Raw genomic sequence first — 26,521 nt, 5'->3', positions numbered from 1 at the left:
GCCGGGCGGCGAAGCGTCCTGAACCACACCTTCGGCAGCCGCATGAAAGCCACACCCGGCACCCCTGGGCCAGCCAACCCTACGAACGGCTCGCTCAACCCGATCAAGAAGGTAGGGCCGCGTGATCCCCGCGCCTTGAGTCCGTCCGCGCGCCCTACAGCCAGCCGCTCTTGCGGAGCCTGAGGTAGAGCAGCACGCACACGACCGCCATCAGCACCAGGACGACCGGGTACCCCCACGTCCACTTCAGCTCGGGCATGTGCGTGAAGTTCATGCCGTAGATCCCGGCGATCGCCGTCGGCACCGCGATGATCGCCGCCCACGCGGAGATCTTGCGCATGTCCTCGTTCTGCCGCTTGCCGAGCAGCGCCAGATGCGCGTTCAGCACGCTGTTCAGCAGCTCGTTGTGCGCGTCGACCTGCGCGTCCACCCGCAGCAGGTGGTCGAGCACGTCGCGGAAGTACTCCCGGGTCCCGGCGCACTCGGAGACCCGGCCCTTGACGATCTCCTGCAGGACCGGCACCAGCGGGTCCTCGGCGGTGCGGAACTCCAGCACCTCCCGCTTGAGCGAGTAGATGTCGGCGGTCACGTCGCGGGCCCGCGGGTCGAACACCGCCCGCTCCAGCCCGATGATGTCCACCTCGACCTCGTGCGCGACCAGCCCGTACCGGTCCACCACCTCGTCGCACACCGCGTACAGCACGGCCGTCGCGCCGTGCTTGAGCAGGTCCTTGTCCTCCTCCAGCCGCTTACGGACCGGCCCGAGCGGGTTCCCGGCGCCGTGCCGGACGGTGACCGCGAAGTCCGCGCCGAGGAACACCATGATCTCGCCGACCTCGATGTCGGACGTCTCGTCGACGTAGGCGAGCGTCTTCAGCACCACGAACAGGGTGTCGTCGTAGCGCTCCATCTTCGGCCGCTGGTGCGCCGACACCGCGTCCTCCGCGGCGAGCGGATGCAGCCGCAGCTCGTCCTTGACGAGCTCGAACTCCTCCTCGTCCGGCTCGTACAGGCCGATCCACAGGAAGCAGTCGCCGTTCGCCCGCGCCAGGTCGAAGGCGTCGCTGATGTCGCCGTCGATGTCGTTGCGGACGCCGCCCGCGTAGATGGCCTTGTCCACGATCACGGCATGCATTGTCGCGCATCCGGCGCGCCGCGCGGAATCGCGCCGGTGATCACATCCGGTCCGTGCATCTCCTACAGTGGCCAGTTGTGACGACCCTTCTCCTGGTAAGGCACGGCCTGACCGCTATGACCGGGCCGGTGCTGGCCGGCTGGACCCCTGGCGTGCGGCTGGACGAGCGCGGCCGCGCGCAGGCCGCCGCGGTCGCCGGGCGCCTGGCGGCGCTGCCGCTCGCCGCGGTCGTCTCCAGCCCCCTCGACCGGTGCGTCGAGACCGCCGAGTCGGTCGCCGCCCCGCACTCCCGGGACGCCGGCGGCGCCGTCGACAAGGTCGAGATCGACGAGCGGTTCGGCGAGGTCCGCTACGGCGACTGGACGGGCCGCCCGCTCAAGGAACTGGCCGAGGAGCCCCTGTGGCGGGTCGTGCAGGCCCACCCGAGCGCCGCCCGGTTCCCCGGCGAGGACGGCGAGGCGATGGCCGACGCCCAGCACCGCGCCGTCGCCGCCGTCCGCGACTGGAACGAGCGCATCACAGCCGCGCACGGCCCGGACGTCGTCTACGCGGTGTGCAGCCACGGCGACATCATCAAGGCCGTCGTCGCCGACGCGCTCGGCCTCCACCTGGACCAGTTCCAGCGCATCCAGGCCGACCCCGCGTCGGTCACCGCGATCCGCTACACCGAGCTGCGCCCGTTCGTGCTCCGCCTCAACGACACCGGCGGCGACGTCGCCGGTCTGCTGCCCAAGCCGGACGAGGGCGATGACCGGAAAACCGGATCCGGGGCGAGTGACGCGGTCGTCGGCGGCGGCGCGTAGGGTCGATGTCATGCCCGTCATCTCCTACGACCTGCCGGAGCGGTTCGTCGCCGGCGCCGTCGGGCGCCCCGGCGACCGCGCCTTCTACCTGCAGGCCCGCGCGGGCCGCCGCGTCACCAGCGTCGGCCTGGAGAAGTTCCAGGTGACGTTGCTGGCGGAGCGGCTCGAGGAGCTGCTCGACGAGGTGCTGCGGCGCAGCGGCGGCGAGGCCCACGTCCCCGCGGTCACCCCGTCCGAACTGCGCGACGACGGCCCGCTGGAGCAGCCGGTGGAGGAGGAGTTCAAGGTCGGCACGATGGCGCTGGCCTGGGACCCCGACGACGAGCGCGTCGTCATCGAGGCGCAGGAGGTCACCGAGGCCGAGGAGGACGCCGAGGTCGGCGAGGACGACCCCGCCATCGCGGTGCTGCGGGTGCGGATCAGCGCCGCGCAGGCCCGCGCGTTCGCCGAACGGGCCCTGCAGGTGGTCGCCGCCGGACGGCCGCCGTGCCCGCTGTGCGGGCTGCCGCTGGACACCGAGGGCCACGTGTGCCCCCGCCAGAACGGATACCTGGGCTGAGATGCGCGCGGTCGGCACGCCGGGCCGGGTCGCGGCCGCCCCGGACCGGGACCCGCGCTGGATCACGGGCGGAGCGGCCGGGAGAATGAGCGCATGACGCAGTCCTCCCGGGACCGGGCCCCCGCCGGCGACCCCTCCGGCGACCGGGTCTCCCCCCGCGACGTCCCCGCCGCCGAGCGGCTGCTGCTGGCCGGCCGGCTGTCGATCGAGGGCCGCCTCGTCCAGGCATCCAACGCCACCCTGTACTGCACGGTCGAGCACGACGGCGTCAGCGCCGCCTGCGTCTACAAGCCCGTCGCAGGCGAGCGGCCGCTGTGGGACTTCCCCGACGGCACCCTCGCCGAGCGGGAGGTCGCCGCCTACGAGGTGTCCAAGGTCATGGGCTGGGGCACCGTCCCCCCGACCGTCCACCGCGACGGCCCGTACGGGCCCGGCATGGTGCAGCTGTGGGTCGAGCCCGACCCCGACACCGACCTGGTCGCGCTGTCGCGCTCCGACGACGACGCCATCCGCCGCATGTCGGTGTTCGACGCCGTCGTCAACAACGCCGACCGCAAGATCGGGCACCTGCTGCCGCCCGGCGACGGCCACGTGTACGGCTGCGACCACGGCGTCTGCTTCTCCGTGGAGTACAAGCTGCGGACGGTGCTGTGGCAGTGGCGCGGCAAGCCCCTCACCCCCGAGGCGGTCGAGGCCCTCGGCCGCGTCGACCGCGCGCTGCGCGGCGGCCCCCTCGCCGCCCGCCTCTCCGAGCTGCTCACCGAGGAGGAGGTCGACGCGACCCGCCGCCGCGTCGAGCTCATGCTCAAGCACCGCATCCACCCCTACCCCCCTGAAGACTGGCCGGCGATCCCCTGGCCTCCGCTTTAGCCCAGGGGGGGCGACCCCCTGGAACCCCCGTCACGGTTGAGGGGCTGTTTCCCGCTCCGCTGGCGCTCCGCGCGAAACAGCCCCTCAACCGTCGGGCAGGCCCGCTGCGCTCGCTGGCGCTCGCTCCGCGTGCCTGCCCGTGGCGGTGGCCTGGCTCGAATCTCCCCGGGGGGCGACCCCCTGGAACCCCCGTCACGACGGACAGCGCGTTTCCCGCTCCGCTAGCGCTCCGCGCGAAACGCGCTGTCCGTCGTCGGGCATGCCCGCTGCGCTCGCTGGCGCTCGCTCCGCGTGCCTGCCCGTGGCGGTGGCCTGGCTTCGATCTCCCGTGGGGGCAGCGCCTGACGCCTCCGTGAGGGGTGGCGGGGCTTCGATCGGTGGCGGCGGGGACCCCGGGGGTCGGGTGGGTTGGGGGGAAGTGCTCCAATTGGGGCATGTGTACGGCGATCATCAGTGTCGACCCCTCCGCCGCCGTTCCCGTGCTCGTCGCGGGCGTGCGGGACGAGTTCGTCGCCCGGGAGTGGGAGCCGCCGGGACGGCACTGGCCCGACCGGCCCGGCCTCATCGGCGGCCGCGACCTGCGGGCCGGGGGCACCTGGTTCGCCGTGGACCCGGCCGCCCCGCGCGTCGCGCTGGTGCTGAACGGCCGCGGCAGGATGGCGCCCGAGGACGGCCGCGCCACGCGCGGCGAGCTGCCGCTGCGGACGGCCGCCGACGGCAAGCTCGGCGAGCCGGACCTCGCCGCCTTCGACCCGTTCCACCTCGTCGGCGCCGAACCGGACCGGGTGCGGCTGTGGAGCTGGGACGGCCGGGAGCTCACCGAGCGCGACCTCGGCCCCGGCCTCCACATGATCGTCAACAGCGGGCTCGAGGGCGAGGGCCAGCAGGAGGGCGCGACCGAGGACGCCTACATGGCGGCCCGCCTCGCCCACTTCCGCCCGCGCCTGGCCGCCGCCGCGCGGCCCGAGCCCGGGCCGCGCGAGGACGTGCGGACGGCGTGGGGGGCGTGGCTGCCGCTGCTGGAGGGCGACGGCCTGCCGCGCGCCGACCACCGCGCCCTGCTGCCGCTGCTGGACATGGGCGAGGGCCGCGTCTGGGGCACCACGTCCGTCAGCCTGGCGGCGCTCGCCCCCGGCACCGTCCGCTACGACTTCTCCGCCGCCCCCGGCGACGGCGCGGGCTGGTCGCGGGTGCTCTGACCCGCGCCCCGGCGCACGGCGTTTTCCTCCCCGCATCCGCGCGACCATGACGCTGGGTGCTAATTTGACTACCTAATGCGATCTTCGCGGCCGCCGCGTGCGGGCCCGGTCCGCGGATCGCTCCGGGGCAGTCGGTCATCAGCAGACGGGGGAGTGCGCAGATGACAGCAGTGAGACGGGGGGCGGTGGTCACCGCCGGGCTCGGCGCGGCGGTGCTCGCGCTGGCGTCCTGCGGGGGCGGCGGTGGCGGCGGCGGGGGGAGCGCCGGCGGCACGCTGAAGGTCGTCGGGTCCTCCGACGTGGACCACCTCGACACCTCCAGCGTCTACACGACCTGGGGCAACATGCTGGCCCGCCAGTTCGCCCGGACGCTGTTCGGGTTCAAGGCCGCCGACAACTTCGACGACGCGATCAAGGTGCAGCCCGACGTCGCGCAGGAGATCCCCAGCACGCAGAACGGGGGCATCAGCCAGGACGGCCGGACCTACACCATCAAGCTGCGCACCGGCGTGCTCTGGAACACCAACCCGCCCCGCGAGGTGACCGCGCAGGACTTCATCCGCGGCATCAAGCGGGTCTGCAACCCGGCCAAGCCGTCCGGCGGCAAGGCGTACTACACCGAGACCATCGTCGGGATGAGCGCCTTCTGCAAGGGCTACGGCGGCGTCGACCCGAAGAGCGCGTCCGCCATGGCCGCCTACCAGAACGGCCACGATGTGGCCGGGCTGACGGCCAAGGACGACAAGACCCTCGTCATCAGGCTGACCCAGCCCGCGAGCGACTTCACGAACATCCTCGCGCTGCAGTTCGCGTCGGCCGCGCCCGCCGAGTACGACGGGTACATCCCCGACAGCCCGCAGTTCCGCCAGCACACGGTCTCCGACGGGCCGTACCAGATCGTCTCGTACACGCCGAACAAGCAGTACGTCCTCGACCGCAACAAGAACTGGAACGCCGCCTCGGACCCGACGCGGGCGCAGAACCCCCAGCGGATCCAGATCACCATGGGGCAGGACTCGCCCGACGTCGTCCAGCAGCAGATGGAGCAGGGCTCCGCCGACCTCGCCTGGGACCAGCCGGTGCCCACGTCGCGGATCCCGGGCCTGAAGTCCAACCCGAACTTCAAGATCATGGACGGGTCGTCCAGCAACCCCTACATCGTCTTCAACACGCTCAGCCCGAACAACAACGGCGCGCTCGGCAAGGCGCAGGTGCGGCAGGCGATCAACTACGCGGTCGACAAGACCGCGCTGATCCAGATCTACGGCGGCCCGGACGTCAGCGAGGTGCTGAACCAGGTCATCCCGCCGCGCAGCGTCGGCTACCAGCCGTTCAACCTGTACCCGACGCCCGGCAACGCCGGCGACCCGAACAGGTGCAAGCAGCTGCTCGCGCAGGCCGGGTACCCCAACGGGCTGACGCTGAAGTTCCCTTACCGGGTCTCCAGCAACCACCCGAAGGTCGCGCAGTCGGTGCAGGCGAACCTGAAGGCGTGCGGGATCACCGCGAACCTCACGCCCGACACCAACGGCACCTTCTACAACACCACGCTGGTGACCCCCGCCGACGCCAAGGCCGGCAAGTGGGACATCGCCGGCCCCGGCTGGGTGCCGGACTGGTACGGCAACAACGGCCGCACCAACATCGTGCCGCTGTTCGACGGCCGCCAGTACGGCCCGAACTCCACCAACTACGGCGACTACAACAACCCGAAGGTCAACGCGCTCATCGATCAGGCGCTGAAGGCCAAGGACGCCAACACGGCGGCCGGGTTCTGGGCGCAGGCCGACAAGCAGATCATGCAGGACGCCGCGGTCGTGCCGCTGATGAACCAGAAGTACCCGATCTTCCACTCGTCGCGGGTGAAGAACGCGCAGTACCTGCCGCAGTACCAGGCGTACGACCTCAACCAGGTCAAGCTCTCGTAGCCGGCGGCGCCCGGGCGCCCGCCGGCGGCGCCGCGCCCGGGCACCGGCCCGTCCCCGCCCGCGCGGGCGCGGGCCGTCCGCCGGCCGGATGCAGGACGTGAAAGGGCGTCGATGAGTCTTCTCGAGGTGACCGACCTGGAGGTCTCCTTCAGCACGCCGGACGGGTTGGTGCGCGCCGTGCGGGGCGTGTCGTTCGAGGTGGACCGGGGCCGCACGCTCGGCATCGTCGGGGAGTCGGGTTCGGGGAAGAGCGTCAGCACCCAGACGCTGATGGGCCTCACGCCGGGCGCCCGGGTGAGCGGGCGCGCCCTGTTCGAGGGCGCCGACCTGCTCACCGCGGGGGAGCGGCGGATGCGCCAGATCCGCGGCGCCGAGATCGCGATGATCTTCCAGGACCCGCTGTCAAGCCTGCACCCGCTGTACAGGGTGGGCCGGCAGATCGAGGAGATGATCCGCGCGCACGAGCCGGGCACCGGCCGGGACGCGGCCCGCAAGCGCGCGGTCGAGATGCTCGGCACGGTCGGCATCCCGCAGCCGGCGCGGCGCGCCGAGGAGTACCCGCACGAGTTCTCCGGCGGCATGCGGCAGCGCGCCATGATCGCGATGGCGCTCGCGCTGAACCCGAAACTGATCATCGCGGACGAGCCGACGACCGCGCTGGACGCGACCGTCCAGGCGCAGATCCTGGACCTGATGCGGCGGCTGCAGCGCGAGTACGACACCGCCCTCATCATGATCACCCACGATCTCGGGGTGATCGCCGACATGGCCGACGACGTGCTGGTGATGTACGGCGGGAAGGCCGCGGAGAAGGCGCGGCGGCGGCCCCTGTACTACCGGCCGCACCACCCGTACACCAAGGGGCTGCTGCAGTCGACGCCGTCGGCGGCGGCCGGCGCGGACCGGCTGCGGCCGATCCCCGGGCAGCCGCCGAGCCTGATCAACATCCCGTCGGGGTGCGTGTTCCATCCGCGCTGTGAGTACGTGATGGACCGGTGCGTCACCGACGAGCCGGTCCTGGACCCGGTCACGGGCGGCGACGACCCGACGCACGTGTCGGCGTGCTGGCTGCCGCTGGAGGCGCTGGGGCTCGGCGAGGACGCCGAGCGGCTGCGGCGCCGGGCGGTCGAGGAGGGGCGGGTGCGGGTGCGGCCCGCGGCCGCGGCGCTGGACGGCGCCCCGGAGTCCTCCGGCGCGGTCGACGCCCTCGCCCACGACCAGGACGTGGACATGGAGGCGGGCACGGACGCGGGCACGGACGCCGGCAGCGGCGCGAGCGCGCACCGCAGGGACGGCCGGCCGGAGGGCGAGGGCGACGGGGACGGTGGCGGAGCGCGCGGGGACGGAGGCGCCGCATGAACGGCGAGGCGAGCGGGCAGGGCGAGGTCCTGGTCTCGGTCGAGGACGTCTACAAGCACTTCCCCATCAAGCAGGGGATCGTCTTCAAGAAGGAGATCGGCCGCGTGCACGCGGTCGACGGCGTGGACCTGCAGGTCCGGCGCGGCGAGACCCTCGGGATCGTCGGGGAGTCCGGCTGCGGGAAGTCGACGCTGGCGCGCTGCGTCACCGGGCTGCACCAGGTGACGGCGGGACGGATCCTGTTCGAGGGCGACGACATCACCCGGCTCGGCAAGGCCGGCCTGAAGGCGTTCCGCCGCGACGTCCAGATGATCTTCCAGGACCCGTACGGGTCGCTGAACCCGCGGCGCCGCGTCGGCTCCATCATCGGCGACCCGTTCGCGGTGCACTCGATCGCGGGAGGCGCCGAGCGCAAGCGCCGGGTGCAGGAGCTGATGGAGCTCGTCGGGCTGAACCCCGAGCACTACAACCGGTTCCCCGCCGAGTTCTCCGGCGGGCAGCGGCAGCGGATCGGGGTCGCGCGGGCGCTGGCGCTCAAGCCGAAGCTGATCGTGTGCGACGAGCCGGTGTCGGCGCTGGACGTGTCCATCCAGGCGCAGGTCATCAACCTGCTCAAGGACCTGCAGGACGAGCTGGGCCTGACCTACGTGTTCATCGCGCACGACCTGTCGGTCGTCCGGTACGTCAGCGATCGGGTCGCGGTGATGTACCTCGGCAAGATCGGCGAGGCCGCCGAGGCGGAGACGCTGTACGCGCGGCCCCGGCACCCCTACACGGCGGCGCTGCTGTCGGCGGCGTCGATCGCCGACCCGGACGAGGCGGAGCGCGCCGAGCGGATCGTGCTGACCGGGGACGTGCCGTCGCCGATCGAGCCGCCGTCGGGTTGCCGGTTCCATCCGCGCTGCCCGAAGGCCGCGGACCGCTGCATCCGGGAGGACCCGCCGCTCGTGCCGCGCGAGGGCGACCTGCCCGACCACGTGACCGCCTGCCACTTCCCGGTGGAGCCGGGCGAGCGCCTCGCGCACAAGCACGCGGCGATCGCGCAGGTCTCCACCCAGCCGGAGCTCCCGGAGGCCGAGGAATGAGCAGCTACACCGATCTCGAGGCACAGGAGGTCGACCCGACCGCGGGCACCGGGCCGGCCCGAGTGCAGGGCCGCACCCCGTTCCAGCTGGCGTGGGCGCGGTTCCGGCGCGACAAGCTCGCGGTCGTGTCCATCGTCGTGCTGGCGCTGATCGCGATCTACGCGATCCTCGCGCCGGTGTGGGCGCACCTGACCGGCCACCCCTACGACGCGACGTTCCCGAAGACGGGCCTGGACGTGAACGGGCAGCCGCGCGGCCCGTCCGGCACGTTCTGGCTCGGCGCCGACCAGCTCGGCCGGGACGTGCTGGTCCGCGCCGCCTACGGGGCGCGGATCTCGCTGGTGGTGGGGATCCTGTCCGCGGTGCTCGCGTCGATCGTCGGGACGCTGGTCGGGGTCCTCGCCGGGTTCGCCGGCGGCGCGATGGACACGCTGCTGGCCCGGCTGATGGACATGACCCTCGCGCTGCCGTACCTGCTGGTGGCGATCATGCTGGCGACCACGTTCCAGATCTCCTCGGTCGGCGCCAGCCTGTCCCTGACGATCCTGGTGATCGCGTTCTTCTCGTTCGCCGCGTTCGGCCGGATCATCCGCGGCCAGGTGCTGTCGCTGAAGCAGAAGGAGTTCGTGGAGGCGGCCCGCTCGCTCGGCTCCTCCAACGCGCGGATCATGTTCGTGGACATCCTGCCGAACCTGGTCGCGCAGATCACCGTGCTGACCTCGCTGCTGATCCCGACGTCGATCGTGTTCGAGGCGACGCTGTCGTTCCTCGGCGTCGGGGTGCGGCTGCCGATGCCGTCGTGGGGGTCGATGCTGGGCGAGGGCAGCGACGTATTCCAGACCGCGTGGTGGCTGCTGGCGGTGCCCGGCGTCCTGCTGCTGCTGACCACCCTGTCGTTCAACCTGCTCGGCGACGGGATCCGGGACGCCCTGGACCCGCGCGGCGACCGGGCCACCGGGGGGAAGTGAGCGCCGTGATCCGCTTCGTCATCCGCCGCCTGCTGTACGCGATCATCGTGCTGTGGCTGGTGTCCACGCTGGTGTTCGTGTTCCTGCACGTCTCGCCCGTCCCGGTGGAGCGGGTCATCGGCGGGCCGCGCGCCACCACCGACACCCTCGACCAGATCCGCCGCAACCTGGGCCTGGACCAGCCGGTCATCGTGCAGTACGGGCAGTTCCTCGGCCGGCTGCTGCACGCGAACCTCGGCGACTCCTACATCAACGGGGAGCCGGTGACGACGCTGATCGGGGACCGGCTGCCGACGACGCTGTGGCTGGTGCTCGGCGCCGGCGTCATCTGGTTCGTCGGCGGCGTCGTCACCGGGGTGCTGTCGGCGACGCGGGCGCGCAGCCTGCCCGACCGGGTCGTCACGGTGTTCGTCCTGATCGGGCTGTCGACGCCGCCGTTCGTGATGGCATTGGTGCTGCTGTACCTGTTCTCCACCAAGCTCAGCGAGGCGGGCATCTACTTCTTCGAGGCGGGCCCGCCGCTGCAGATGCACTTCTTCCGCCGGATGATCCTGCCGTGGATCGCGCTGGCGTTCCTCATGGTCGCGGCGTACACGCGGCTGACGCGCGGCGCGATGCTGGACGTGCTGGGGGAGGACTACGTCCGGACGGCCCGCGCGAAGGGCCTGTCGCGGCGCCGCGTCGTCTACCGGCACGGGCTGCGGGCGGCGCTGACGCCGGTGGTCACGCAGTTCGGCATCGACCTCGGCGCGCTGATCGGCTCCACGATCGTCACCGAGAAGGTGTTCGGGCTGCAGGGCGTGGGGCAGCTGGTGTACCAGTCGATCGCGCTCGGCGACACACCGGTGATCATCGGGGTGACGCTGATGGTGACGTTCTTCGTGATCGTGGCGAACCTGCTGGTGGACATCGGCTACTCGTTCCTGGATCCGCGGGTCCGGCTGTCCTGACGGCGGCCCGGCGGTCCGGCGCGCACCGTCCCGGCCAGGTCACGATGCGGACACTCGGGACGGTCAACGCGATCTCGGAGTAATACGGCGAGGTGCGCATGGATAAGCTTTCCGTATGCGATCGTGGCCCGCTTCCGACGTCCCCAGCCTCAGCGACGCGGGACTCCCCGCCGCGGCGCGGCGGCTCAGCCTGTACGACACCGGGACGGGCGCGGTGCGGCCCACGGAGCCCGGCGAGACCGCGCGGATGTACGTCTGCGGGATCACCCCCTACGACGCGACGCACCTCGGGCACGCCAACACCTACCTGACCTTCGACCTCGTCAACCGGGTGTGGCGCGACCTCGGCCACACGGTCCACTACGTGCAGAACGTCACCGACGTCGACGATCCCCTTCTGGAACGTGCCCAGCAGACGGGGGAGGACTGGCGGGAGCTCGCCGAACGCGAGATCCAGCTGTTCCGCGACGACATGACGGCGCTGCGGATCCTGCCGCCGGAGCGCTACGTCGGCGCGGTCGAGGCGATCCCGCTGATCGTCGAGATGATCGAGAAGCTGCGCGGCCGGGACGCCACCTACGAGGTCGACGGCGACGTCTACTTCCCGATCACCGCGGACCCCGCGTTCGGGCAGGTCAGCGGGATGACGCGGACGGAGATGGCGCCGCTGTTCGCCGAGCGCGGCGGCGACCCGGACCGGCCCGGCAAGCGCGACCCGCTGGACGCGCTGGTGTGGATGGCGAAGCGGCCCGGGGAGCCCGGCTGGGACTCCCCGTTCGGGGAGGGCCGCCCCGGCTGGCACGTGGAGTGCTCGGCGATCTCCGTCGAGTACCTCGGCATGGGCTTCGACGTGGAGGGCGGCGGGTCGGACCTGGCGTTCCCGCACCACGAGATGGGCGCCTCGCACGCGCAGGTCGCGACGGGGGAGACGCCGCACGCCCGCGCCTACGTGCACGCCGGCATGGTCGGTCTGCACGGCGAGAAGATGTCGAAGTCGCGCGGGAACCTGGTGTTCGTGTCGAAGCTCCGCGAGGCGGGCGTCGACCCGATGGCGGTGCGGCTGGCGCTGATGGCCCACCACTACCGGTCCGACTGGGAGTGGACGGACGCGGAGCTGCGCGCCGCGCAGGCCCGCCTGGACCGGTGGCGCGCCGCCGTCGCGCGCCCGTCCGGGCCGCCCGCGGGGCCGGTCGCCGACACGGTCCGCGCGCGCCTCGCCGACGACCTGGACGCCCCCGCGGCGCTCGCGGCGATCGACGCGTGGGCCGCCGCCGAAGGCGCCGACGCGTCCTCGCCCGCGCAGGTGCGGGCGCTCGCCGACGCCCTGCTCGGCGTCGCCCTCTGACCGTCCCGGGCGCCGATCGTCCCGGGCGCCGATCGTCCCGGGCGCTGACCGTTCCAGGTGCCGACCGCCTCCGGCGTTGCCCGGGGCGTCACAGCAGGCCGGCGAGCTTGTAGAGGACGAGGGATCCGGCGACGGCGACGTTGAGGCTGCTGCCGTCGCCGACCATCGGGATCTCGACGGCCTCGTCCAGCAGGTCGACGGCCTCGGCGGGGATGCCGTGCTGCTCGTGGCCGAGGACGGCCACGGTCCGGGTCCGCGCGGCGGGCAGGTCGGCGAGCCGGACCGCCTCGTCGGCGAGCTCGACGCCGACCACCCGGGTGCCGGCGTCGCGGGCGCGCTCCAGCCAGCCGAGCGGGTCGTTCACCCAGTGCACGCACGCGGGGCGGCGCAGCGTGTTGCCGCGCTCCAGCGCGCCCGGCACCCACGGGAACCGCGGCACGGCCAGGCAGGCGCCGACGGCGTCGCAGGTCCGCAGCAGGGTTCCGAGGTTCGCGCCGTGCAGCGGCCACAGCGGCGCGGCGATCAGGTGGTCCCAGCAGGAATGGCGGCGGCCGCGGCGCTGCCGCCGCAGCTCGCGGGGGGTCCGCACGCGGATCGCGGGCGGCCGGGCGGGGCGGGTCACCGCCTCCGGGGGGCGCCGCCCCTCACATCGCTGACGCTCATGGTGGGCGCACTTGTCGGCGTGCGCGGGCCATCACCGGCGGGTCGCTGAACACCACGAGTGTAGCCGGGTAGAGTCCGCCGCATGCGCATGGAACTGGTCATGCTGATGCTGCCCGGCGTCCTCGTCGCACTGATCGTGTTCGCGTCGGTCAAGCGCCCGGACGAGCCGGAGGACTGACCGGCCCCCGGTCAGCCGGGGTCGCGGCGCCGCAGGTACCGCTCGAACTCGCGGGCGATCGCGTCGCCGCTCGCCTCGGGCAGCTCGGTGGCGTCCTTCTGCTCCTCCAGCGTGCGCACGTACTCCGCGACCTCGGAGTCCTCCTCGGCGAGCTCGTTGACGCCGTTCTCCCAGGCCCGCGCCTCCTCGGGCAGCTCGCCCAGCGGGACGGTGACGTCCAGCAGGTCCTCGACGCGGCGCAGCAGCGCCAGCGTCGCCTTCGGCGACGGCGGCTGCGCGACGTAGTGCGGGACGGCCGCCCACAGCGACACGGTGTCCAGGTCGGCCTTGGCGCAGGCGTCCTGCAGCACCCCGAGGATCCCGGTGGGGCCCTGGTAGCGGGCCGGTTCGAGGTGCAGGGTGCTGACCAGCCCGGCCTCGGACGCGGCGCCGGTGACGGGCACGGGGCGGGTGTGCGGCGCGTCGGCGAGCAGCGCGCCGAGCAGCACCACGTTGCGCACGTCCAGCTCCAGCATGAGCCCGACCAGCTCGCGGCAGAACGACCGCCACCGCATGTTCGGCTCGATGCCGTGGATCAGCACGACGTCCTTGCCGTTGGGGAGCCGCGCCCACGACACGCGGGTGGTGGGCCAGGCGATGTCGCGGGTCTCCCCGTCGACCATCTCCACGATCGGGCGGGTGACCTGGAAGTCGTAGTAGTCGTCGGGGTCGAGCTCGGCGACCGGTACCGCGTCCCAGCTGGACTCCAGGTGCTGGATGACCCCGCTCGCGGCCTCCCCGGCGTCGTTCCATCCCTCAAAGGCGGCCACGAGCACCGGTTCGACGAGCTCCGGCACGCTCTCCAGCTCGATCACGCGCTGCCTCCTTCCGACGCCTGGGTACAGCGTCACCGGCGGGGGTCTCATTCCCGGGGTCGGGGGCCCCGCTCATGATCGGTGGCTGTCAGCCTACGTCCTGACAGTGACCTACCCCACCGTTCCGCCGCCAGACCCCCGCGCTGTACGCCCGCGGCGGAACGGAGGTCACGATCGGATCACTTGCCGTCGGTCGTGTGCACGATCAGCACGTCGCACGGGGAGCGGTGCGACAGGTTCGCCGGGACGGAGCCGAGGATGCGGCCGGCGAGGCTGTTGAGGCCCCGGTTCCCGATCACGACCAGCTCGGCGCCGCGCTCCTTGGCGAGGCGGCTGATGACGTCGACGGCGTCGCCCTCGACGGACTCCTGCTGGATGTCCCGGGCGCCCGCCGCCACGGCCCGCTCGCGCGCCGCGCGCAGCGCGTCGTCGGCGGGGGTGGAGCCCTGCACCTTGTAGGCCAGGTCGCCGAGCCGGTCGGCGGCGCTGGCGCGCTCGCGCTCGGGCATCGGGCTGTAGGCGGAGGCGAGCAGCAGGGTGGCGCCGGTCGCGGCGGCCAGCTGCGCGGCCCGGTCGACCGCGCGGAACGAGGAGTCCGAGCCGTCGGTGCCGACGAGGATCATGCGGTACGCGCTCATGCCGTTCCTTACCCGTTGGTAGTAACTGGGGGCACGTTATCGGTCGGGTGACCCATCCGTCACCGTCTTCTTGCACGGCCCGTCCAGTTCCGCGGGGCACCGCGTCCCGCGCGCCCCTCGGCGCCTTGGAGGGCCGTTCCGCCATGTGGACGGATCGGAGGGCGCCGGAGACCCGCGGATAGTCTGGGACCCCATGAGCACTCCCGTTCCGCATTCCCTGCGTCAGGCCCTGAAGGAGCGCGTCGTCGTGGCCGACGGGGGCATGGGGACGATGCTCCAGGACTCCGGCCCCACCCTGGAGGACTTCCAGGGCCACGAGGGCTGCAACGAGATCCTCAACGTCACCCGCCCCGACATCGTCCGCTCGGTGCACGAGGCGTACCTCGCGGCGGGCGTCGACTGCGTCGAGACCAACACCTTCGGCGCCAACCTCGGCAACCTCGGCGAGTACGGCATCACCGACCGGATCTTCGAGCTGGCGGAGGCGGGCGCCCGGATCGCCCGCGAGGCCGCCGACTCGTTCGCCGCGCCGGACCGGCCCCGCTGGGTGATCGGGTCGGTCGGCCCCGGCACCAAGCTGCCCACCCTCGGGCACGTCCCGTTCGCCGAGCTCCGCGACGCCTACCGGCGCAACGTCGAGGGACTGCTCGCGGGCGGCGTCGACGCGGTGCTGGTGGAGACCTGCCAGGACCTCCTGCAGGCCAAGGCCGCGCTGATCGGCGCCCGCCGCGCCATCGCCGCCGCCGGCACCGACACGGTCCTGATCGGGCAGGTGACGATCGAGCAGAACGGCGCCATGCTGATGGGCTCGGAGATCGGCGCCGCGCTGACCGCCCTGGAGCCGCTCGGCCTCGACCTCATCGGCCTGAACTGCGCCACCGGCCCCGCCGAGATGAGCGAGCACCTGCGCTACCTCGCCCGGCACGCCCGCATCGGGCTGTCGTGCATGCCGAACGCGGGGCTGCCGGAGCTGACCGCCGACGGCGCCCGCTACCCGCTCACGCCCGAGCAGCTGGCCGCCGCGCACGACGCCTTCACCCGCGACTACGGGCTGTCGCTCGTCGGCGGCTGCTGCGGCACCACCCCCGAGCACCTGCAGCTGGTCGTCGAGCGGGTCCGCGGGCGGGAGGTCGCCGAGCGGCGCCCCCGTCCCGAGCCGGGCGCCTCGTCGCTCTACCAGCACGTCCCGTTCCGGCAGGACACCTCCTACCTGGCGATCGGGGAGCGGACCAACGCCAACGGGTCCCGGGCGTTCCGGGAGGCGATGCTGGAGCGCCGCTGGGACGACTGCGTGAAGATCGCCCGCGACCAGGCCCGCGACGGCGCCCACCTGCTGGACCTGTGCGTCGACTACGTCGGCCGCGACGGCGTCGCCGACATGAAGGAGCTGGCGTTCCGGCTCGCGACCGCCGCGACGCCGCCGATCGTGCTGGACTCCACCGAGGTCCCGGTGATCGAGGCGGGGCTGGAGATGCTCGGCGGCCGCGCCGTCGTCAACTCCGTCAGCTTCGAGGACGGCGACGGTGAAGGCTCCAAGCTGCGCCGGCTGATGCCGGTCGTCCGCGAGCACGGCGCCGCCGTCGTCGTGATGTGCATCGACGAGGAGGGCCAGGCCCGCACCGCCGCCCGCAAGGTCGCGATCGCCTCCCGGATGATCGCCGAGCTGACCGGCCGCTGGGGGATGCGCGTCCAGGACGTCGTCGTCGACTGCCTCACCTTCACCATCGGCACCGGCCAGGAGGAGTCGCGCCGCGACGCGCTGGAGACGATCGAGGCGATCCGCGAGCTGAAGCGCCGCCATCCGGACGTGCAGACCACCCTCGGGCTGTCGAACGTGTCGTTCGGCCTGAACCCGGCGGCGCGGGCCGTGCTGAACTCGGTCTTCATGCACGAGTGCGTGGACGCCGGCCTCGACTCGGCGATCGTGCACGCGTCGAAGATCCTGCCGATGGCGCGCATCCCCGAGGAGCAGCGCAAGGTCGCCCTCGACCTGATCTACGACCGCCGGTCCGGCGGCTACGACCCGCTGCACGCGTTCATGCAGCTGTTCGAGGGCGTCGACACCGCCGCGCTGAAGGCCGACCGGGCCGCGGAGCTGCTGGCGCTGCCGCTGTGGGAGCGGCTGAAGCGCCGCATCGTCGACGGCGAGCTCGACGGCCTGGACGCCGACCTGGCCGAGGCGCTGGCGCAGCGCCCCGCCCTGGAGATCGTCAACGACGTGCTGCTGGACGGCATGAAGACCGTCGGCGAGCTGTTCGGGTCCGGGCAGATGCAGCTGCCGTTCGTGCTGCAGTCCGCCGAGGTGATGAAGACCGCCGTCGCGCGCCTCGAACCGCACATGGAGAGGTCCGAGGACGGCGGCAAGGGCCGGATCGTGCTCGCCACCGTCAAGGGCGACGTCCACGACATCGGCAAGAACCTCGTCGACATCATCCTGTCCAACAACGGCTACGACGTCGTCAACATCGGCATCAAGCAGCCGGTGTCGGCGATCCTGGAGGCCGCCCGCGAGCACCGCGCCGACGTGATCGGCATGTCCGGGCTGCTGGTGAAGTCCACCGTGGTCATGAAGGAGAACCTCGAGGAGCTGAACGCCCGCGGCCTGGCGGGGGAGTGGCCGGTGCTGCTGGGCGGCGCCGCCCTCACCCGCGCCTACGTCGAGCAGGATCTCGCCGCGCTGTACGACGGCGAGGTCCGCTACGCCCGCGACGCGTTCGAGGGGCTGCGGCTGATGGACGCGTTCATGGCGGTCAAGCGCGGCGAGGAGGGCGCGAGCCTGCCGCCGCTGCGCGAGCGCCGGGTGCGGCGCGGCGCGACCCTCGACGTCACCGAGCCGCAGGACATGCCCGCCCGCTCCGACGTCGCCACCGACAACCGGGTCCCCGAGCCGCCGTTCTGGGGCACCCGGGTCGTCAAGGGCCTCGCCCTCGCCGACTACGCCGCCTGCCTCGACGAGCGCGCTACCTTCATGGGCCAGTGGGGCCTCAAGCCGTCGCGCGGCGGGGACGGCCCCACCTACGAGGAGCTGGTGGAGAGCGAGGGGCGGCCCCGGCTGCGGATGTGGCTGGACCGTGTCCAGACCGAGGGCCTGATCGAGGCCGGAGTCGTGTACGGCTACTTTCCGGCCGTGTCGGAGGGTGATGACCTGGTCGTCCTCAACGAGGACGGGTCGGAGCGGGAGCGGTTCGCGTTCCCGCGCCAGCGCCGCGACCGGCACCTGTGCCTGGCCGACTTCTTCCGGCCCCGCGAGTCGGGCGAGACCGACGTGGTCGCGCTGCAGCTCGTCACGATGGGCCCGCGGATCGCCGAGGCGACCGCGGAGCTGTTCGCCAAGAACGCCTACCGCGACTACCTCGAGCTGCACGGGCTGTCGGTGCAGCTCACCGAGGCGCTGATGGAGTACTGGCACGCCCGGATCCGCGCCGAGCTCGGCTTCGGCGGCGAGGACTCCGCCGACATCGAGGACTTCTTCAAGCTCGGCTACCGGGGCGCCCGGTTCTCCTTCGGCTACGCGGCCTGCCCCGACCTGGAGGACCGTACCAAGCTCGTCGGGCTGCTGGACCCGGGCCGGATCGGGGTGACGCTGTCGGAGGAGCTGCAGCTGGCGCCCGAGCAGTCGGCGGACGCGCTGGTCGTCCACCACCCGGAGGCCAAGTACTTCAACACGTGACGGCGCACGCCGCACGGCCGCACACGGCACACGGCGCGCGGGGACGCGCGCCGTCGGCGACGAGGAAGGGAAGGACGATTTGGGGGACGGTCACGGGGGCCTTCAGGCCGTGCTGTTCGACATGGACGGGCTGCTGGTCGACTCCGAGCGGGTGTGGCTGGAGGTCGAGTCGCAGGTGGTCGCGTGGCTCGGCGGCGAGTGGGGCGAGGAGCACCAGCGGGCGCTGGTGGGCGGGTCCCTCGGTGTCGCGGTCGACTACATGCTGCGGCTGACCGGCGCGGACGTCCCGCCCGAGGAGGTGGGGCGGCGGATGCTGGACGGCATGCACGAGCGGCTGAGCGAGAGCGTGCCGCTGATGCCGGGCGCCAAGGAGCTGCTGGTGGAACTGAAGGACGCGGGCGTCACCGCGGCGCTGGTGTCCTCCAGCCACCGGCGGCTGATCGATCCGGTGCTGGACGCGGTCGGCCGCGGGTTCTTCGCGCTCAGCGTCGCCGGCGACGAGGTCGCGCGCACCAAGCCCGACCCGGAGCCGTACCTGACCGCGGTGGCCCGCCTGGGCGCGGTCCCGGGCCGCTGCGTCGTGCTGGAGGACTCCCCGAACGGGGTCGCCGCGGGGGAGGCGGCGGGCTGCGTGACGGTCGCGGTGCCGAGCGTGCTGCCGATCCCGCCGGCGCCCGGACGCACCGTGGCCGCGTCGCTGCGCGAGGTGACCCTGGAACGGCTGTTCTCGCTGGTCGGATGAGGTCCGGCGCCCCGGGACGGGCCGCTCCGAGGGGGCGTGAGGAGGCCCCGTCGACCGGTTCGACGTCCAACCGTTGCGCGACGTTGATCTTTTACGGCAGCGCCCGAGCACGGCCCGGCTCTGGCCTGCGGGCGCGTGGCCCCGTGGAGGCAGAGGGCGGCCGCGGCCCCGGGCGGCGGTCCCTAGGGGACGGATCACGCCGGAGGAGGAGACCGGAATGTCCGCAAACCGTCCGCCGGGAGGAGCGGAATCGGGGCCCGGACGTGTGACGATGGAGGGAGCAGCGCCCGCAGAGCAGCACCGTACGGAGTGAGGGGCCGACATGAGCGACACGGCGATCGATCTGATCAGCCTCGGGGTGACCCTGGTCGGGCTGGTCATCAGCTGGGGGGTCTACCGGCGCCGCGGGGCGGCGTCGGGGATGCGCGGCGCCGCGCTGTCGCTGGTGCCGCTGGCCGCCGCGATGACCGGGGTGACCGAGTTCTTCGTCGACCTGGCGTTCAGCCCGGTGAAGTGGGCCGGGGTCGGGGTGGCGGGGCTGGCCGTTCTGCTCTACCTGACCTCCGGCGCGATGCTGAGCCGCCGGGCGGGCGGCGAATCCGGTGACGGCGGCGGGAAGGCCGCGGCGCGCGGCAAGGGCGAGCCGAAGGCGGCCGGGCGCGGCGGCAAGCCCCGGGGCGAGGTGGGCGGCGCGCAGCCGTCCGGCGACCCGGAGATGGCGGAGATCGAGAAGATCCTGCGCGACCGCGGCATCTCCTGACGCCCGGTCCCGGCGGGTCCGGCGGCGGGCCGGGACGTCCCCCTCGGGGGGCGTCCCGGCCCGCCGTTTCTGCGCTCCGGGGCGCTGACCTGCGGACGATCGATCTCAGAACGGACTCAGTACGGTAAAGCTTGCCGGTCTAGACCGCTTTCGTGTTGCGGAGCACGGCACAGGCGAACGTACTATTCGGGCGATTTGTCCGACGTGATGGCCGAGCACGTATGCCCGAGATGACGACGAGATCACAACTCAGATACGGGTACTGGTGCAGCCCGTCTCACGGATGGACAGTCATGGCCGAGGGGCTACCTTTCCCTTCAGCAAACGCGGCGTAACGGGCACGGGGTCAGCGGATGATCTCCGCGACCGCCGGTCACCGCGCCGGCGGCGGCATGGCCGAACCAGTGGCCGGACGGTAGGAGGTACAGAGCGTGGCCGCACCCCTTGAGGTGACCGGGTCCGACACCGAGGCGCAGCCGGAAGCGGTCCTCGCCGGTGTCGACGGCAAGGCGATCCAGGGACGCTCCCTGGGCCAGATCGCCTGGATGCGACTCAAGCGCGACAAGGTCGCGCTCGCCGGCGGCGTCATCGTGGTCCTGCTGATCCTCCTGGCGATCTTCGGGCCGCTGCTGGTGCAGTCGCCGCTGGCCTACCACCAGAACCTGATCGACCCGACCTACAACCGGCCGAAGACCGGCATCTGGCACACCGGCATCAGCGCCGACCACCTCCTCGGGGTGGAGCCCGGCACCGGCCGCGACCTGCTCGCCCGGATCGTGCACGGCGCCCGGATCTCGCTGCTGGTGTCGTTCCTCGCGACCGTGCTGTCGGTGGTGATCGGCACCGTCCTCGGCATCACCGCCGGCTACTTCGGCGGCTGGGTCGACACGCTCATCAGCCGGGCGATGGACGCCTTCCTCGCGTTCCCCCTGCTGCTGTTCGCGATCGCGCTGGTCGCCGTCATCTCCGACGGCTCGTTCGGGCTGAGCGGCAACGGCCTGCGGGTCTGGGTGCTGATCTTCGTCATCGGGTTCTTCAACTGGCCCTACATCGGCCGGATCATCCGCGGCCAGACCCTCTCGCTGCGCGAACGCGAGTTCGTCGACGCGGCCCGCAGCATGGGCGCCCGGAACTCCTACATCCTGTTCAAGGAGATCCTGCCGAACCTCGTCGCGCCGATCCTGGTCTACTCGACCCTGCTGATCCCGACGAACATCCTGTTCGAGGCGGCGCTGTCGTTCCTCGGCGTCGGCGTGATCCCGCCGACCCCGTCGTGGGGCGGCATGCTGACCCTCGCGGTGCCGATCTACTCCTCCGACCCGATGTACATGATCGTCCCCGGTGTGGCGATCTTCATCACCGTCCTCGCCTTCAACCTGCTCGGTGACGGGCTGCGGGACGCTCTCGACCCTCGGGCCAAGTGACCTCGGGTTCATCCGACCCGGAGAAATGAATGGGGTGCGCCTGCACATGAACAAGATGAGACCAATCGCGGCCCTCGCGGCCGGCGCGCTCGCCGCGGCGGGCCTCGCCGCCTGCGGCGGCGGCGACTCGGGCGGCTCGGGGAGCGGACCCGGCTACAACGCCGCGGTCGACAAGGTCATCAACCAGTCGGACAAGAAGGGCGGCACCCTCCGCCTGGCGATGTCCGACGACTTCGACTCGCCGGACCCGGGCAACCAGTACTACGCGTGGGACCAGAACTTCTCGCGCTTCTACGGCCGGGGCCTGATGACCTTCAAGCCGGCCGCGGGCGACGAGAGCAAGCAGATCGTCCCGGACCTGGCGACCGCGCCCGGTCAGCCGAGCGACGGCGCGAAGACCTGGACCTACAAGCTGCGCACCGGCGTGAAGTACGACGACGGCACCCCCGTCACGTCCAAGGACGTGAAGTACGCCGTCGAGCGCTCCAACTTCACCGACGAGCTGCAGCTCGGTCCGAAGTACTTCAAGACCTACCTGATCGACAACAAACCCGCGTACAAGGGTCCCTACAAGGACAAGAGCGACGAGGGCCTGAAGTCGATCGAGACGCCGGACGACAGCACGATCATCTTCCACCTGTCGAAGCCGTTCTCGGAGTTCGACGACCTGGTGGCGATGTCGCAGACGATCCCCGTGCCGAAGGCCAAGGACACCGGCCTGAAGTACGAGTCGTCGATCGTCTCCAGCGGCCCGTACAAGGTCGACAACTACACCCGCGGCAAGTCGATGACGCTGTCGCGGAACCCGAACTGGGACCCCAGCACCGACCCGATCCGCAAGGCGCTGCCCGACAAGATCGAGCTGCAGCTGAAGCAGAACGCCGACGACATCGACAACCGCCTGCTGGCCGGTTCGCTCGACATGGACGTCGCGGGCGTGGGCGTGCAGGCCGGTACGCAGCCGAAGGTGCTGGCGGCGGCGCAGAAGCCGTACACCGACAACCCGATCCAGGGCTACCTGCGGTTCATGTCGCTGAACCTGCACGTCAAGCCGCTGGACAACATCCACTGCCGCAACGCCGTGCAGTACGCGACCGACAAGGTCGCCGCGCAGACCGCCTACGGAGGCCCGCTGGCCGGCGGTGACGTCGCCACGACGATCCTGCCCCCGACGGTCGACGGGTACCGCAAGTTCGACCTGTTCCCGCAGAAGCAGGCGGCGGGCGGCAACGGCCTCGACGCGGCCACGCTGGCGAAGGCCAAGCAGGAGCTCGCGGCCTGCGGCCAGCCGAACGGCTTCTCGACGAAGATCTCGGCCCGGTCCGACCGGCCGAAGGAAGTCGCGATGGCCCAGGCCATCCAGCAGAGCCTCAAGAAGGTCGGCATCAACGTCAGCATCGTGCAGTGGCCGGCCGGCGACTACTTCAACAAGTACGTCGGCGTCCCGAACTACGTGCACCAGCACGGCATCGGCATGATGCTCATGGCGTGGGCGGCCGACTGGCCGACCGGCTACGGCTTCCTCTCCCAGATCGTCGACGGCCGGGCCATCAAGCCCTCCGGCGGCAACAACCTGGCCGAGGAGGACAACCCGAAGGTGAACGCCGCGCTGGACCAGGCGATCGCCAGCACCGACAAGGCCACGCGGACCAAGCTCTACGGCGACATCGACCAGATGGTCATGCAGGACGCCGTCGAGGTCCCGCTGATCTACGCCAAGGCCCTGCTCTACCGGCCGAAGCGGGTCACCAACGTCGGTATCACGGCCGGCTACGGCGGAATGTACGACTACCTCAACATGGGCGTGGAGAAGTAAGTCTCCCTCCGTCCATGCGTTCATCTGAAGGCAGGTGAAGGCGATGCCCGCCGACCGGTACCGGGCCCACAGGTCCGGCCGGTCGGCGGGCGGGGCCGCGCAGTGTGCTCGCATACATCATCCGGCGCCTCGTCGGCGCCGTTCTCATGCTGTTGCTCATCAGCCTGGTGACCTTCGGCATCTTCTTCTGGCTTCCGAAGCTGGCGGGTCAGACCACCGACCAGCTCGCGGCGTCCTACGTCGGCAAGGCCCCGACGGCAGAGGCGATCCAGGCCACCAAGGAACGGCTCGGCCTGGACAAGCCGGTGGTGGTGCAGTACGGCCACTACCTCAAGGGCATCGTGGCCGGTGAGGACTTCAAGGCCGGGCCGGTCACCGACCACTGCCCGGCGCCCTGCCTCGGCTATTCCTTCCGCACCAGCCAGCCGGTGCTCCCGACGCTGATGGACCGCGCCCCGGCGACCCTGGGGCTGGCCGTGGGCGCCGCGATCATCTGGCTGGTGGCAGGCGTGTCGACCGGCGTCGTCTCGGCGCTGAAGAGAGGCAGCATCTGGGACAGGGCCGCGATGGTGGTGGCCCTCAGCGGGGTGTCGCTGCCCATCTACTTCACGGGCCTGGTGTCGCTCGCCCTGTTCTCCTACAAGCTGGGCATCTTCCCCGGCGGAGGCAGTTACGTGGGCATCAGCCAGAACCCGGTGACATGGTTCGAGTCGCTGGTGCTGCCCTGGATCACCCTGGCGTTCCTGTACGCCGCGATGTACGCGCGGCTCACCAGAGCGGGCATGCTGGAAACGATGAACGAGGACTACATCCGGACGGCCCGCGCCAAGGGCCTGCCGGAGAAGACGGTCATCACCAAGCACGCGCTGCGCGCCTCGCTGACCCCCATCCTTACCATCTTCGGCCTCGACTTCGGGCTGCTGATCGGTGGCGCGGTGCTCACCGAGAACACCTTCAGCATCCCCGGCCTCGGGCAGCTGGCGATCAGCTCGATCGGCACCGGCGACCTGCCGATGGTGCTCGGCGTCACCACGCTCGCCGCGTTCTTCATCGTCATGATCAACCTGGTCGTCGACCTCCTGTACGCCATCATCGACCCGAGAGTGAGGCTGGGCTGATGACCGACACCACGCCGGCCGCCGGGCCCGCCGCGGGCGCCGGGGAGGCTCCCACGGCGTTCCTCGAGGTCCGCGACCTGAAGATCCACTTCCCGACCGACGACGGTCTGGTGAAGTCGGTCGACGGGCTGTCGTTCCAGCTGGAGAAGGGCCGCACGCTCGGCATCGTCGGCGAGTCCGGCTCCGGCAAGAGCGTCACGAGCCTCGGCGTCCTCGGCCTGCACAACCGCAGCAACGCCAACGTGTCCGGCGAGATCTGGCTCGACGGCCAGGAACTCGTCGGCGCGTCGCCCGGCGAGGTCCGCCGGCTGCGCGGCCGCAAGATGGCGATGATCTTCCAGGACCCGCTGTCGTCGATGCACCCCTTCTACACGGTGGGCGCGCAGATCATCGAGGCGTACCGGGTCCACAACGACGTGTCCAAGCAGGTGGCGCGCAAGCACGCCATCGACATGCTCGGCCGCGTCGGCATCCCGAAGCCGGACAAGCGGGTCGACGACTACCCCCACCAGTTCTCCGGCGGCATGCGGCAGCGTGCGATGATCGCGATGGCGCTGTCGTGCGACCCGGAGCTGCTGATCGCGGACGAGCCGACCACGGCGCTGGACGTGACCGTCCAGGCGCAGATCCTCGACCTGATCCGGGACCTGCAGCAGGAGTTCAACTCCGCCGTCATCATGATCACCCACGATCTCGGGGTGGTCGCGGAGCTGTCGGACGACATCCTGGTGATGTACGCGGGCCGGTGCGCCGAGTACGCGTCGGTGGAGGACGCCTTCCACGGGCCGCTGCACCCCTACGCGTGGGGGCTGCTCGGGTCGATGCCGCGGCTGGACCGGGAGCGCACCGAACGGCTGATGCCGATCAAGGGCACCCCGCCGAGCCTGATCAACGTGCCGCAGGGATGCGCGTTCAACCCGCGGTGCGCCTACAAGGACCTCAACGGGGACAAGTGCACGACGGTGCGTCCCGAACTGGTCGAGGCGGTCCCGGGCCACAGGGTGGCCTGCCATCTCCCGCTCGAGAAGAAGCAGGAGATCTGGGAATCCGAGATCCGGCCGAAGCTGTGACGAGCACGGGTGGGAACAAGACTGTGAGCACTTCTGACACCGCCGCGCCGGGGACCACCGTCCCCGGCGCCGCGGAGACCTCCGCCGACGCGGCGGCGCCCCGTCCCATCCGGGACGGGGAGATGCTGCTGGAGGTGGAGAACCTCGGCAAGCACTTCCCCGTCACCGCGGGGCTGCTGCGCCGGCAGGTCGCGGCGGTGAAGGCCGTCGACGGCGTGTCGTTCTCGGTCCGCAAGGGCGAGACCCTCGGCCTGGTGGGGGAGTCGGGCTGCGGCAAGTCCACCACCGGCCGGATGATCATGCGGCTGCTGGACCCGAGCTTCGGCAAGATCACCTTCGAGGGGCAGGACATCACCACGATGTCCCAGGGGCGGCTGCGGCCGCTCCGCCGCGACCTCCAGATGATCTTCCAGGACCCGTACTCGTCGCTGAACCCCCGCAAGACGGTCGGCGCGATCGTCGGGGCCCCGTTCCGGCTGCAGAACATCGCCACCGAGAACGGGGTGAAGAAGGCCGTCCAGGAGATCCTGGAGCTGGTCGGCCTCAACCCCGAGCACTACAACCGGTACCCGCACGAGTTCTCCGGCGGCCAGCGCCAGCGCATCGGGATCGCCCGCACGCTGGCGCTCAAGCCGAAGCTGATCGTCGCGGACGAGCCGGTGTCGGCCCTGGACGTGTCGGTGCAGGCGCAGGTCGTCAACCTGCTGGAGGACCTGCAGGACGAGCTCGACCTCACCTACGTGGTGATCGCGCACGACCTGTCGGTCGTCCGGCACATCTCCGACCGGGTCGCCGTCATGTACCTCGGCAAGATCGTCGAGATCGCGGACCGCAACGACCTGTACGAGCGGCCCATGCACCCGTACACCAACGCGCTGCTGTCGGCGGTGCCGGTCCCGGACCCGAGCCAGCGCGGCGAGCGGCAGCGGATCCGGCTGCAGGGCGACGTGCCGAGCCCCCTCGACCCGCCGCCCGCGTGCCGGTTCCACACCCGCTGCTGGAAGGCGCAGGACATCTGCAAGCAGGTCGAGCCGCCGCTGATCGAGCTCAGCCACGGCCACCAGGCCGCGTGCCACTTCCCGGAGAACACCACCGTGTCGGCGACCGACGAGGTCGCGAAGGCCGCGGTGGCGCCGGGGACCGCGCCGGCCGCCGAGTCCGACGCCGAGACCGGCGAGTAGGCCCCGGCCGCAGGACCGCCCTCGGGCGCGCCTCCGGCACGCCGAAGCCCCGGCCCCCGCACAGGGGGACCGGGGCTTCGTCATTCCCCCGCTCGGCAGCCGCCCCTGACACCGGAGCGGTCGTCTCCCGAGGGGAGCCCCTCGCCTTCTGTCGCGCGGCACCGTCCCTGCGCGACGCTGGCCGCTCGCGGCGTCCTCGCGACACG

22 protein-coding genes are annotated in these 26,521 nt (G+C 71.7%); 18 read left to right on the top strand and 4 right to left on the bottom strand.

Annotated elements, in window-relative coordinates:
- Positions 1–154: 154 nt before the first annotated feature.
- Complete coding sequence (gene corA / locus amrb99_RS18215; RefSeq protein ID WP_190857241.1) at positions 155–1,135, bottom strand: magnesium/cobalt transporter CorA; 981 nt, start codon at positions 1,133–1,135, stop codon at positions 155–157.
- Between the two features lie 77 nt (positions 1,136–1,212).
- Here corA and amrb99_RS18210 point away from each other — a divergent pair, with 77 nt between their 5' ends.
- The 10 genes from amrb99_RS18210 to mshC all read left to right on the top strand — a co-directional run bounded on the left by amrb99_RS18210 (position 1,213) and on the right by mshC (position 12,201).
- The gene (locus amrb99_RS18210; RefSeq protein WP_190857239.1) at positions 1,213–1,938 is read left to right on the top strand and encodes an MSMEG_4193 family putative phosphomutase; all 726 of its coding nucleotides are present in this window, start codon (positions 1,213–1,215) and stop codon (positions 1,936–1,938) included.
- A gap of 10 nt (positions 1,939–1,948) precedes the next feature.
- Positions 1,949–2,497 carry a DUF3090 domain-containing protein gene (locus tag amrb99_RS18205; protein ID WP_190857237.1) on the top strand — a complete coding sequence of 183 codons (549 nt, stop codon included), beginning with the start codon at positions 1,949–1,951 and terminating at the stop codon, positions 2,495–2,497.
- A 93-nt stretch (positions 2,498–2,590) separates the two neighbouring features.
- Positions 2,591–3,367 carry an SCO1664 family protein gene (locus amrb99_RS18200; RefSeq protein WP_190857235.1) on the top strand — a complete coding sequence of 259 codons (777 nt, stop codon included), beginning with the start codon at positions 2,591–2,593 and terminating at the stop codon, positions 3,365–3,367.
- Between the two features lie 434 nt (positions 3,368–3,801).
- Complete coding sequence (locus tag amrb99_RS18195; RefSeq protein ID WP_190857232.1) at positions 3,802–4,566, top strand: NRDE family protein; 765 nt, start codon at positions 3,802–3,804, stop codon at positions 4,564–4,566.
- Positions 4,567–4,727: 161 nt separating this feature from the next.
- Positions 4,728–6,494, top strand: coding sequence for an ABC transporter substrate-binding protein (locus amrb99_RS18190; RefSeq protein WP_190857229.1), 1,767 nt, complete (start codon positions 4,728–4,730; stop codon positions 6,492–6,494).
- A 111-nt stretch (positions 6,495–6,605) separates the two neighbouring features.
- Complete coding sequence (locus amrb99_RS18185) at positions 6,606–7,853, top strand: ABC transporter ATP-binding protein (RefSeq protein ID WP_277819950.1); 1,248 nt, start codon at positions 6,606–6,608, stop codon at positions 7,851–7,853.
- Positions 7,850–8,938: a dipeptide ABC transporter ATP-binding protein gene (locus amrb99_RS18180; RefSeq protein WP_190857227.1), complete on the top strand. Its 1,089-nt coding sequence runs from the start codon at positions 7,850–7,852 to the stop codon at positions 8,936–8,938. Before amrb99_RS18185 ends, amrb99_RS18180 begins: the two co-directional genes overlap by 4 nt.
- Positions 8,935–9,906: an ABC transporter permease gene (locus amrb99_RS18175; protein WP_190857224.1), complete on the top strand. Its 972-nt coding sequence runs from the start codon at positions 8,935–8,937 to the stop codon at positions 9,904–9,906. The genes amrb99_RS18180 and amrb99_RS18175 overlap by 4 nt, the downstream gene beginning before the upstream one ends.
- Complete coding sequence (locus amrb99_RS18170) at positions 9,903–10,856, top strand: ABC transporter permease (protein WP_347256731.1); 954 nt, start codon at positions 9,903–9,905, stop codon at positions 10,854–10,856. Before amrb99_RS18175 ends, amrb99_RS18170 begins: the two co-directional genes overlap by 4 nt.
- Positions 10,857–10,971: 115 nt before the next feature.
- On the top strand, positions 10,972–12,201 hold the full coding sequence (mshC, locus tag amrb99_RS18165) for a cysteine--1-D-myo-inosityl 2-amino-2-deoxy-alpha-D-glucopyranoside ligase (RefSeq protein ID WP_190857222.1): 1,230 nt from the start codon (positions 10,972–10,974) through the stop codon (positions 12,199–12,201).
- Positions 12,202–12,289: 88 nt separating this feature from the next.
- On the opposite strand, the gene amrb99_RS18160 is transcribed toward mshC, so the two are convergent.
- From amrb99_RS18160 to amrb99_RS18150, 3 genes are all read right to left on the bottom strand, one after another.
- Positions 12,290–12,823 (bottom strand): TrmH family RNA methyltransferase, encoded by a 534-nt coding sequence (locus amrb99_RS18160; RefSeq protein ID WP_190857220.1) that lies wholly within the window; start codon positions 12,821–12,823, stop codon positions 12,290–12,292.
- A gap of 230 nt (positions 12,824–13,053) precedes the next feature.
- A complete protein-coding gene (locus amrb99_RS18155) occupies positions 13,054–13,896 on the bottom strand; it encodes a PAC2 family protein (RefSeq protein WP_190857218.1) in 843 nt (280 codons plus the stop codon).
- Positions 13,897–14,075: 179 nt separating this feature from the next.
- The gene (locus amrb99_RS18150; RefSeq protein ID WP_151541552.1) at positions 14,076–14,534 is read right to left on the bottom strand and encodes a universal stress protein; all 459 of its coding nucleotides are present in this window, start codon (positions 14,532–14,534) and stop codon (positions 14,076–14,078) included.
- Between the two features lie 193 nt (positions 14,535–14,727).
- Between amrb99_RS18150 and metH the strand changes: the two genes are divergently transcribed.
- From metH to amrb99_RS18110, 8 genes are all read left to right on the top strand, one after another.
- On the top strand, positions 14,728–18,204 hold the full coding sequence (gene metH, locus amrb99_RS18145; protein ID WP_190857216.1) for a methionine synthase: 3,477 nt from the start codon (positions 14,728–14,730) through the stop codon (positions 18,202–18,204).
- Positions 18,205–18,283: 79 nt separating this feature from the next.
- Entirely contained in the window at positions 18,284–18,946 is a 663-nt protein-coding gene (locus amrb99_RS18140) for an HAD family phosphatase (RefSeq protein ID WP_190857214.1), read from the top strand.
- Between the two features lie 322 nt (positions 18,947–19,268).
- Positions 19,269–19,706 carry a hypothetical protein gene (locus amrb99_RS18135; RefSeq protein ID WP_190857212.1) on the top strand — a complete coding sequence of 146 codons (438 nt, stop codon included), beginning with the start codon at positions 19,269–19,271 and terminating at the stop codon, positions 19,704–19,706.
- A 431-nt stretch (positions 19,707–20,137) separates the two neighbouring features.
- Complete coding sequence (locus amrb99_RS18130; RefSeq protein ID WP_190857210.1) at positions 20,138–21,130, top strand: ABC transporter permease subunit; 993 nt, start codon at positions 20,138–20,140, stop codon at positions 21,128–21,130.
- A gap of 55 nt (positions 21,131–21,185) precedes the next feature.
- Positions 21,186–22,946, top strand: a complete 1,761-nt coding sequence (locus amrb99_RS18125; RefSeq protein ID WP_206699990.1) for an ABC transporter substrate-binding protein — start codon at positions 21,186–21,188, stop codon at positions 22,944–22,946.
- A gap of 104 nt (positions 22,947–23,050) precedes the next feature.
- Positions 23,051–24,064 carry an ABC transporter permease subunit gene (locus tag amrb99_RS18120; protein WP_190857206.1) on the top strand — a complete coding sequence of 338 codons (1,014 nt, stop codon included), beginning with the start codon at positions 23,051–23,053 and terminating at the stop codon, positions 24,062–24,064.
- A complete protein-coding gene (locus amrb99_RS18115) occupies positions 24,064–25,134 on the top strand; it encodes an ABC transporter ATP-binding protein (RefSeq protein WP_190857204.1) in 1,071 nt (356 codons plus the stop codon). Before amrb99_RS18120 ends, amrb99_RS18115 begins: the two co-directional genes overlap by 1 nt.
- Before the next feature lie 122 nt (positions 25,135–25,256).
- Entirely contained in the window at positions 25,257–26,315 is a 1,059-nt protein-coding gene (locus amrb99_RS18110) for an ABC transporter ATP-binding protein (protein ID WP_241755665.1), read from the top strand.
- The last annotated feature ends 206 nt before the right edge of the window (positions 26,316–26,521 follow it).

The sequence above is a fragment of the Actinomadura sp. RB99 genome (assembly GCF_014706005.1).
In the GTDB taxonomy this organism is placed as follows: Bacteria; Actinomycetota; Actinomycetes; order Streptosporangiales; family Streptosporangiaceae; genus Spirillospora.
This window is presented reverse-complemented; position numbering and strand designations above follow the sequence as displayed.

Excerpts from the sequence above, each read along its gene's own strand:
- corA (WP_190857241.1), bottom strand. The coding sequence starts at position 1,135 with ATGCATGCCGTGATCGTGGACAAGGCCATCTACGCGGGCGGCGTCCGC.
- amrb99_RS18205 (WP_190857237.1), top strand. The coding sequence starts at position 1,949 with ATGCCCGTCATCTCCTACGACCTGCCGGAGCGGTTCGTCGCCGGCGCC.
- amrb99_RS18200 (WP_190857235.1), top strand. The coding sequence starts at position 2,591 with ATGACGCAGTCCTCCCGGGACCGGGCCCCCGCCGGCGACCCCTCCGGC.
- amrb99_RS18195 (WP_190857232.1), top strand. The coding sequence starts at position 3,802 with ATGTGTACGGCGATCATCAGTGTCGACCCCTCCGCCGCCGTTCCCGTG.
- amrb99_RS18190 (WP_190857229.1), top strand. The coding sequence starts at position 4,728 with ATGACAGCAGTGAGACGGGGGGCGGTGGTCACCGCCGGGCTCGGCGCG.
- amrb99_RS18185 (WP_277819950.1), top strand. The coding sequence starts at position 6,606 with ATGAGTCTTCTCGAGGTGACCGACCTGGAGGTCTCCTTCAGCACGCCG.
- amrb99_RS18180 (WP_190857227.1), top strand. The coding sequence starts at position 7,850 with ATGAACGGCGAGGCGAGCGGGCAGGGCGAGGTCCTGGTCTCGGTCGAG.
- amrb99_RS18175 (WP_190857224.1), top strand. The coding sequence starts at position 8,935 with ATGAGCAGCTACACCGATCTCGAGGCACAGGAGGTCGACCCGACCGCG.
- mshC (WP_190857222.1), top strand. The coding sequence starts at position 10,972 with ATGCGATCGTGGCCCGCTTCCGACGTCCCCAGCCTCAGCGACGCGGGA.
- amrb99_RS18150 (WP_151541552.1), bottom strand. The coding sequence starts at position 14,534 with ATGAGCGCGTACCGCATGATCCTCGTCGGCACCGACGGCTCGGACTCC.
- metH (WP_190857216.1), top strand. The coding sequence starts at position 14,728 with ATGAGCACTCCCGTTCCGCATTCCCTGCGTCAGGCCCTGAAGGAGCGC.
- amrb99_RS18135 (WP_190857212.1), top strand. The coding sequence starts at position 19,269 with ATGAGCGACACGGCGATCGATCTGATCAGCCTCGGGGTGACCCTGGTC.
- amrb99_RS18125 (WP_206699990.1), top strand. The coding sequence starts at position 21,186 with ATGAGACCAATCGCGGCCCTCGCGGCCGGCGCGCTCGCCGCGGCGGGC.
- amrb99_RS18115 (WP_190857204.1), top strand. The coding sequence starts at position 24,064 with ATGACCGACACCACGCCGGCCGCCGGGCCCGCCGCGGGCGCCGGGGAG.
- amrb99_RS18110 (WP_241755665.1), top strand. The coding sequence starts at position 25,257 with ATGCTGCTGGAGGTGGAGAACCTCGGCAAGCACTTCCCCGTCACCGCG.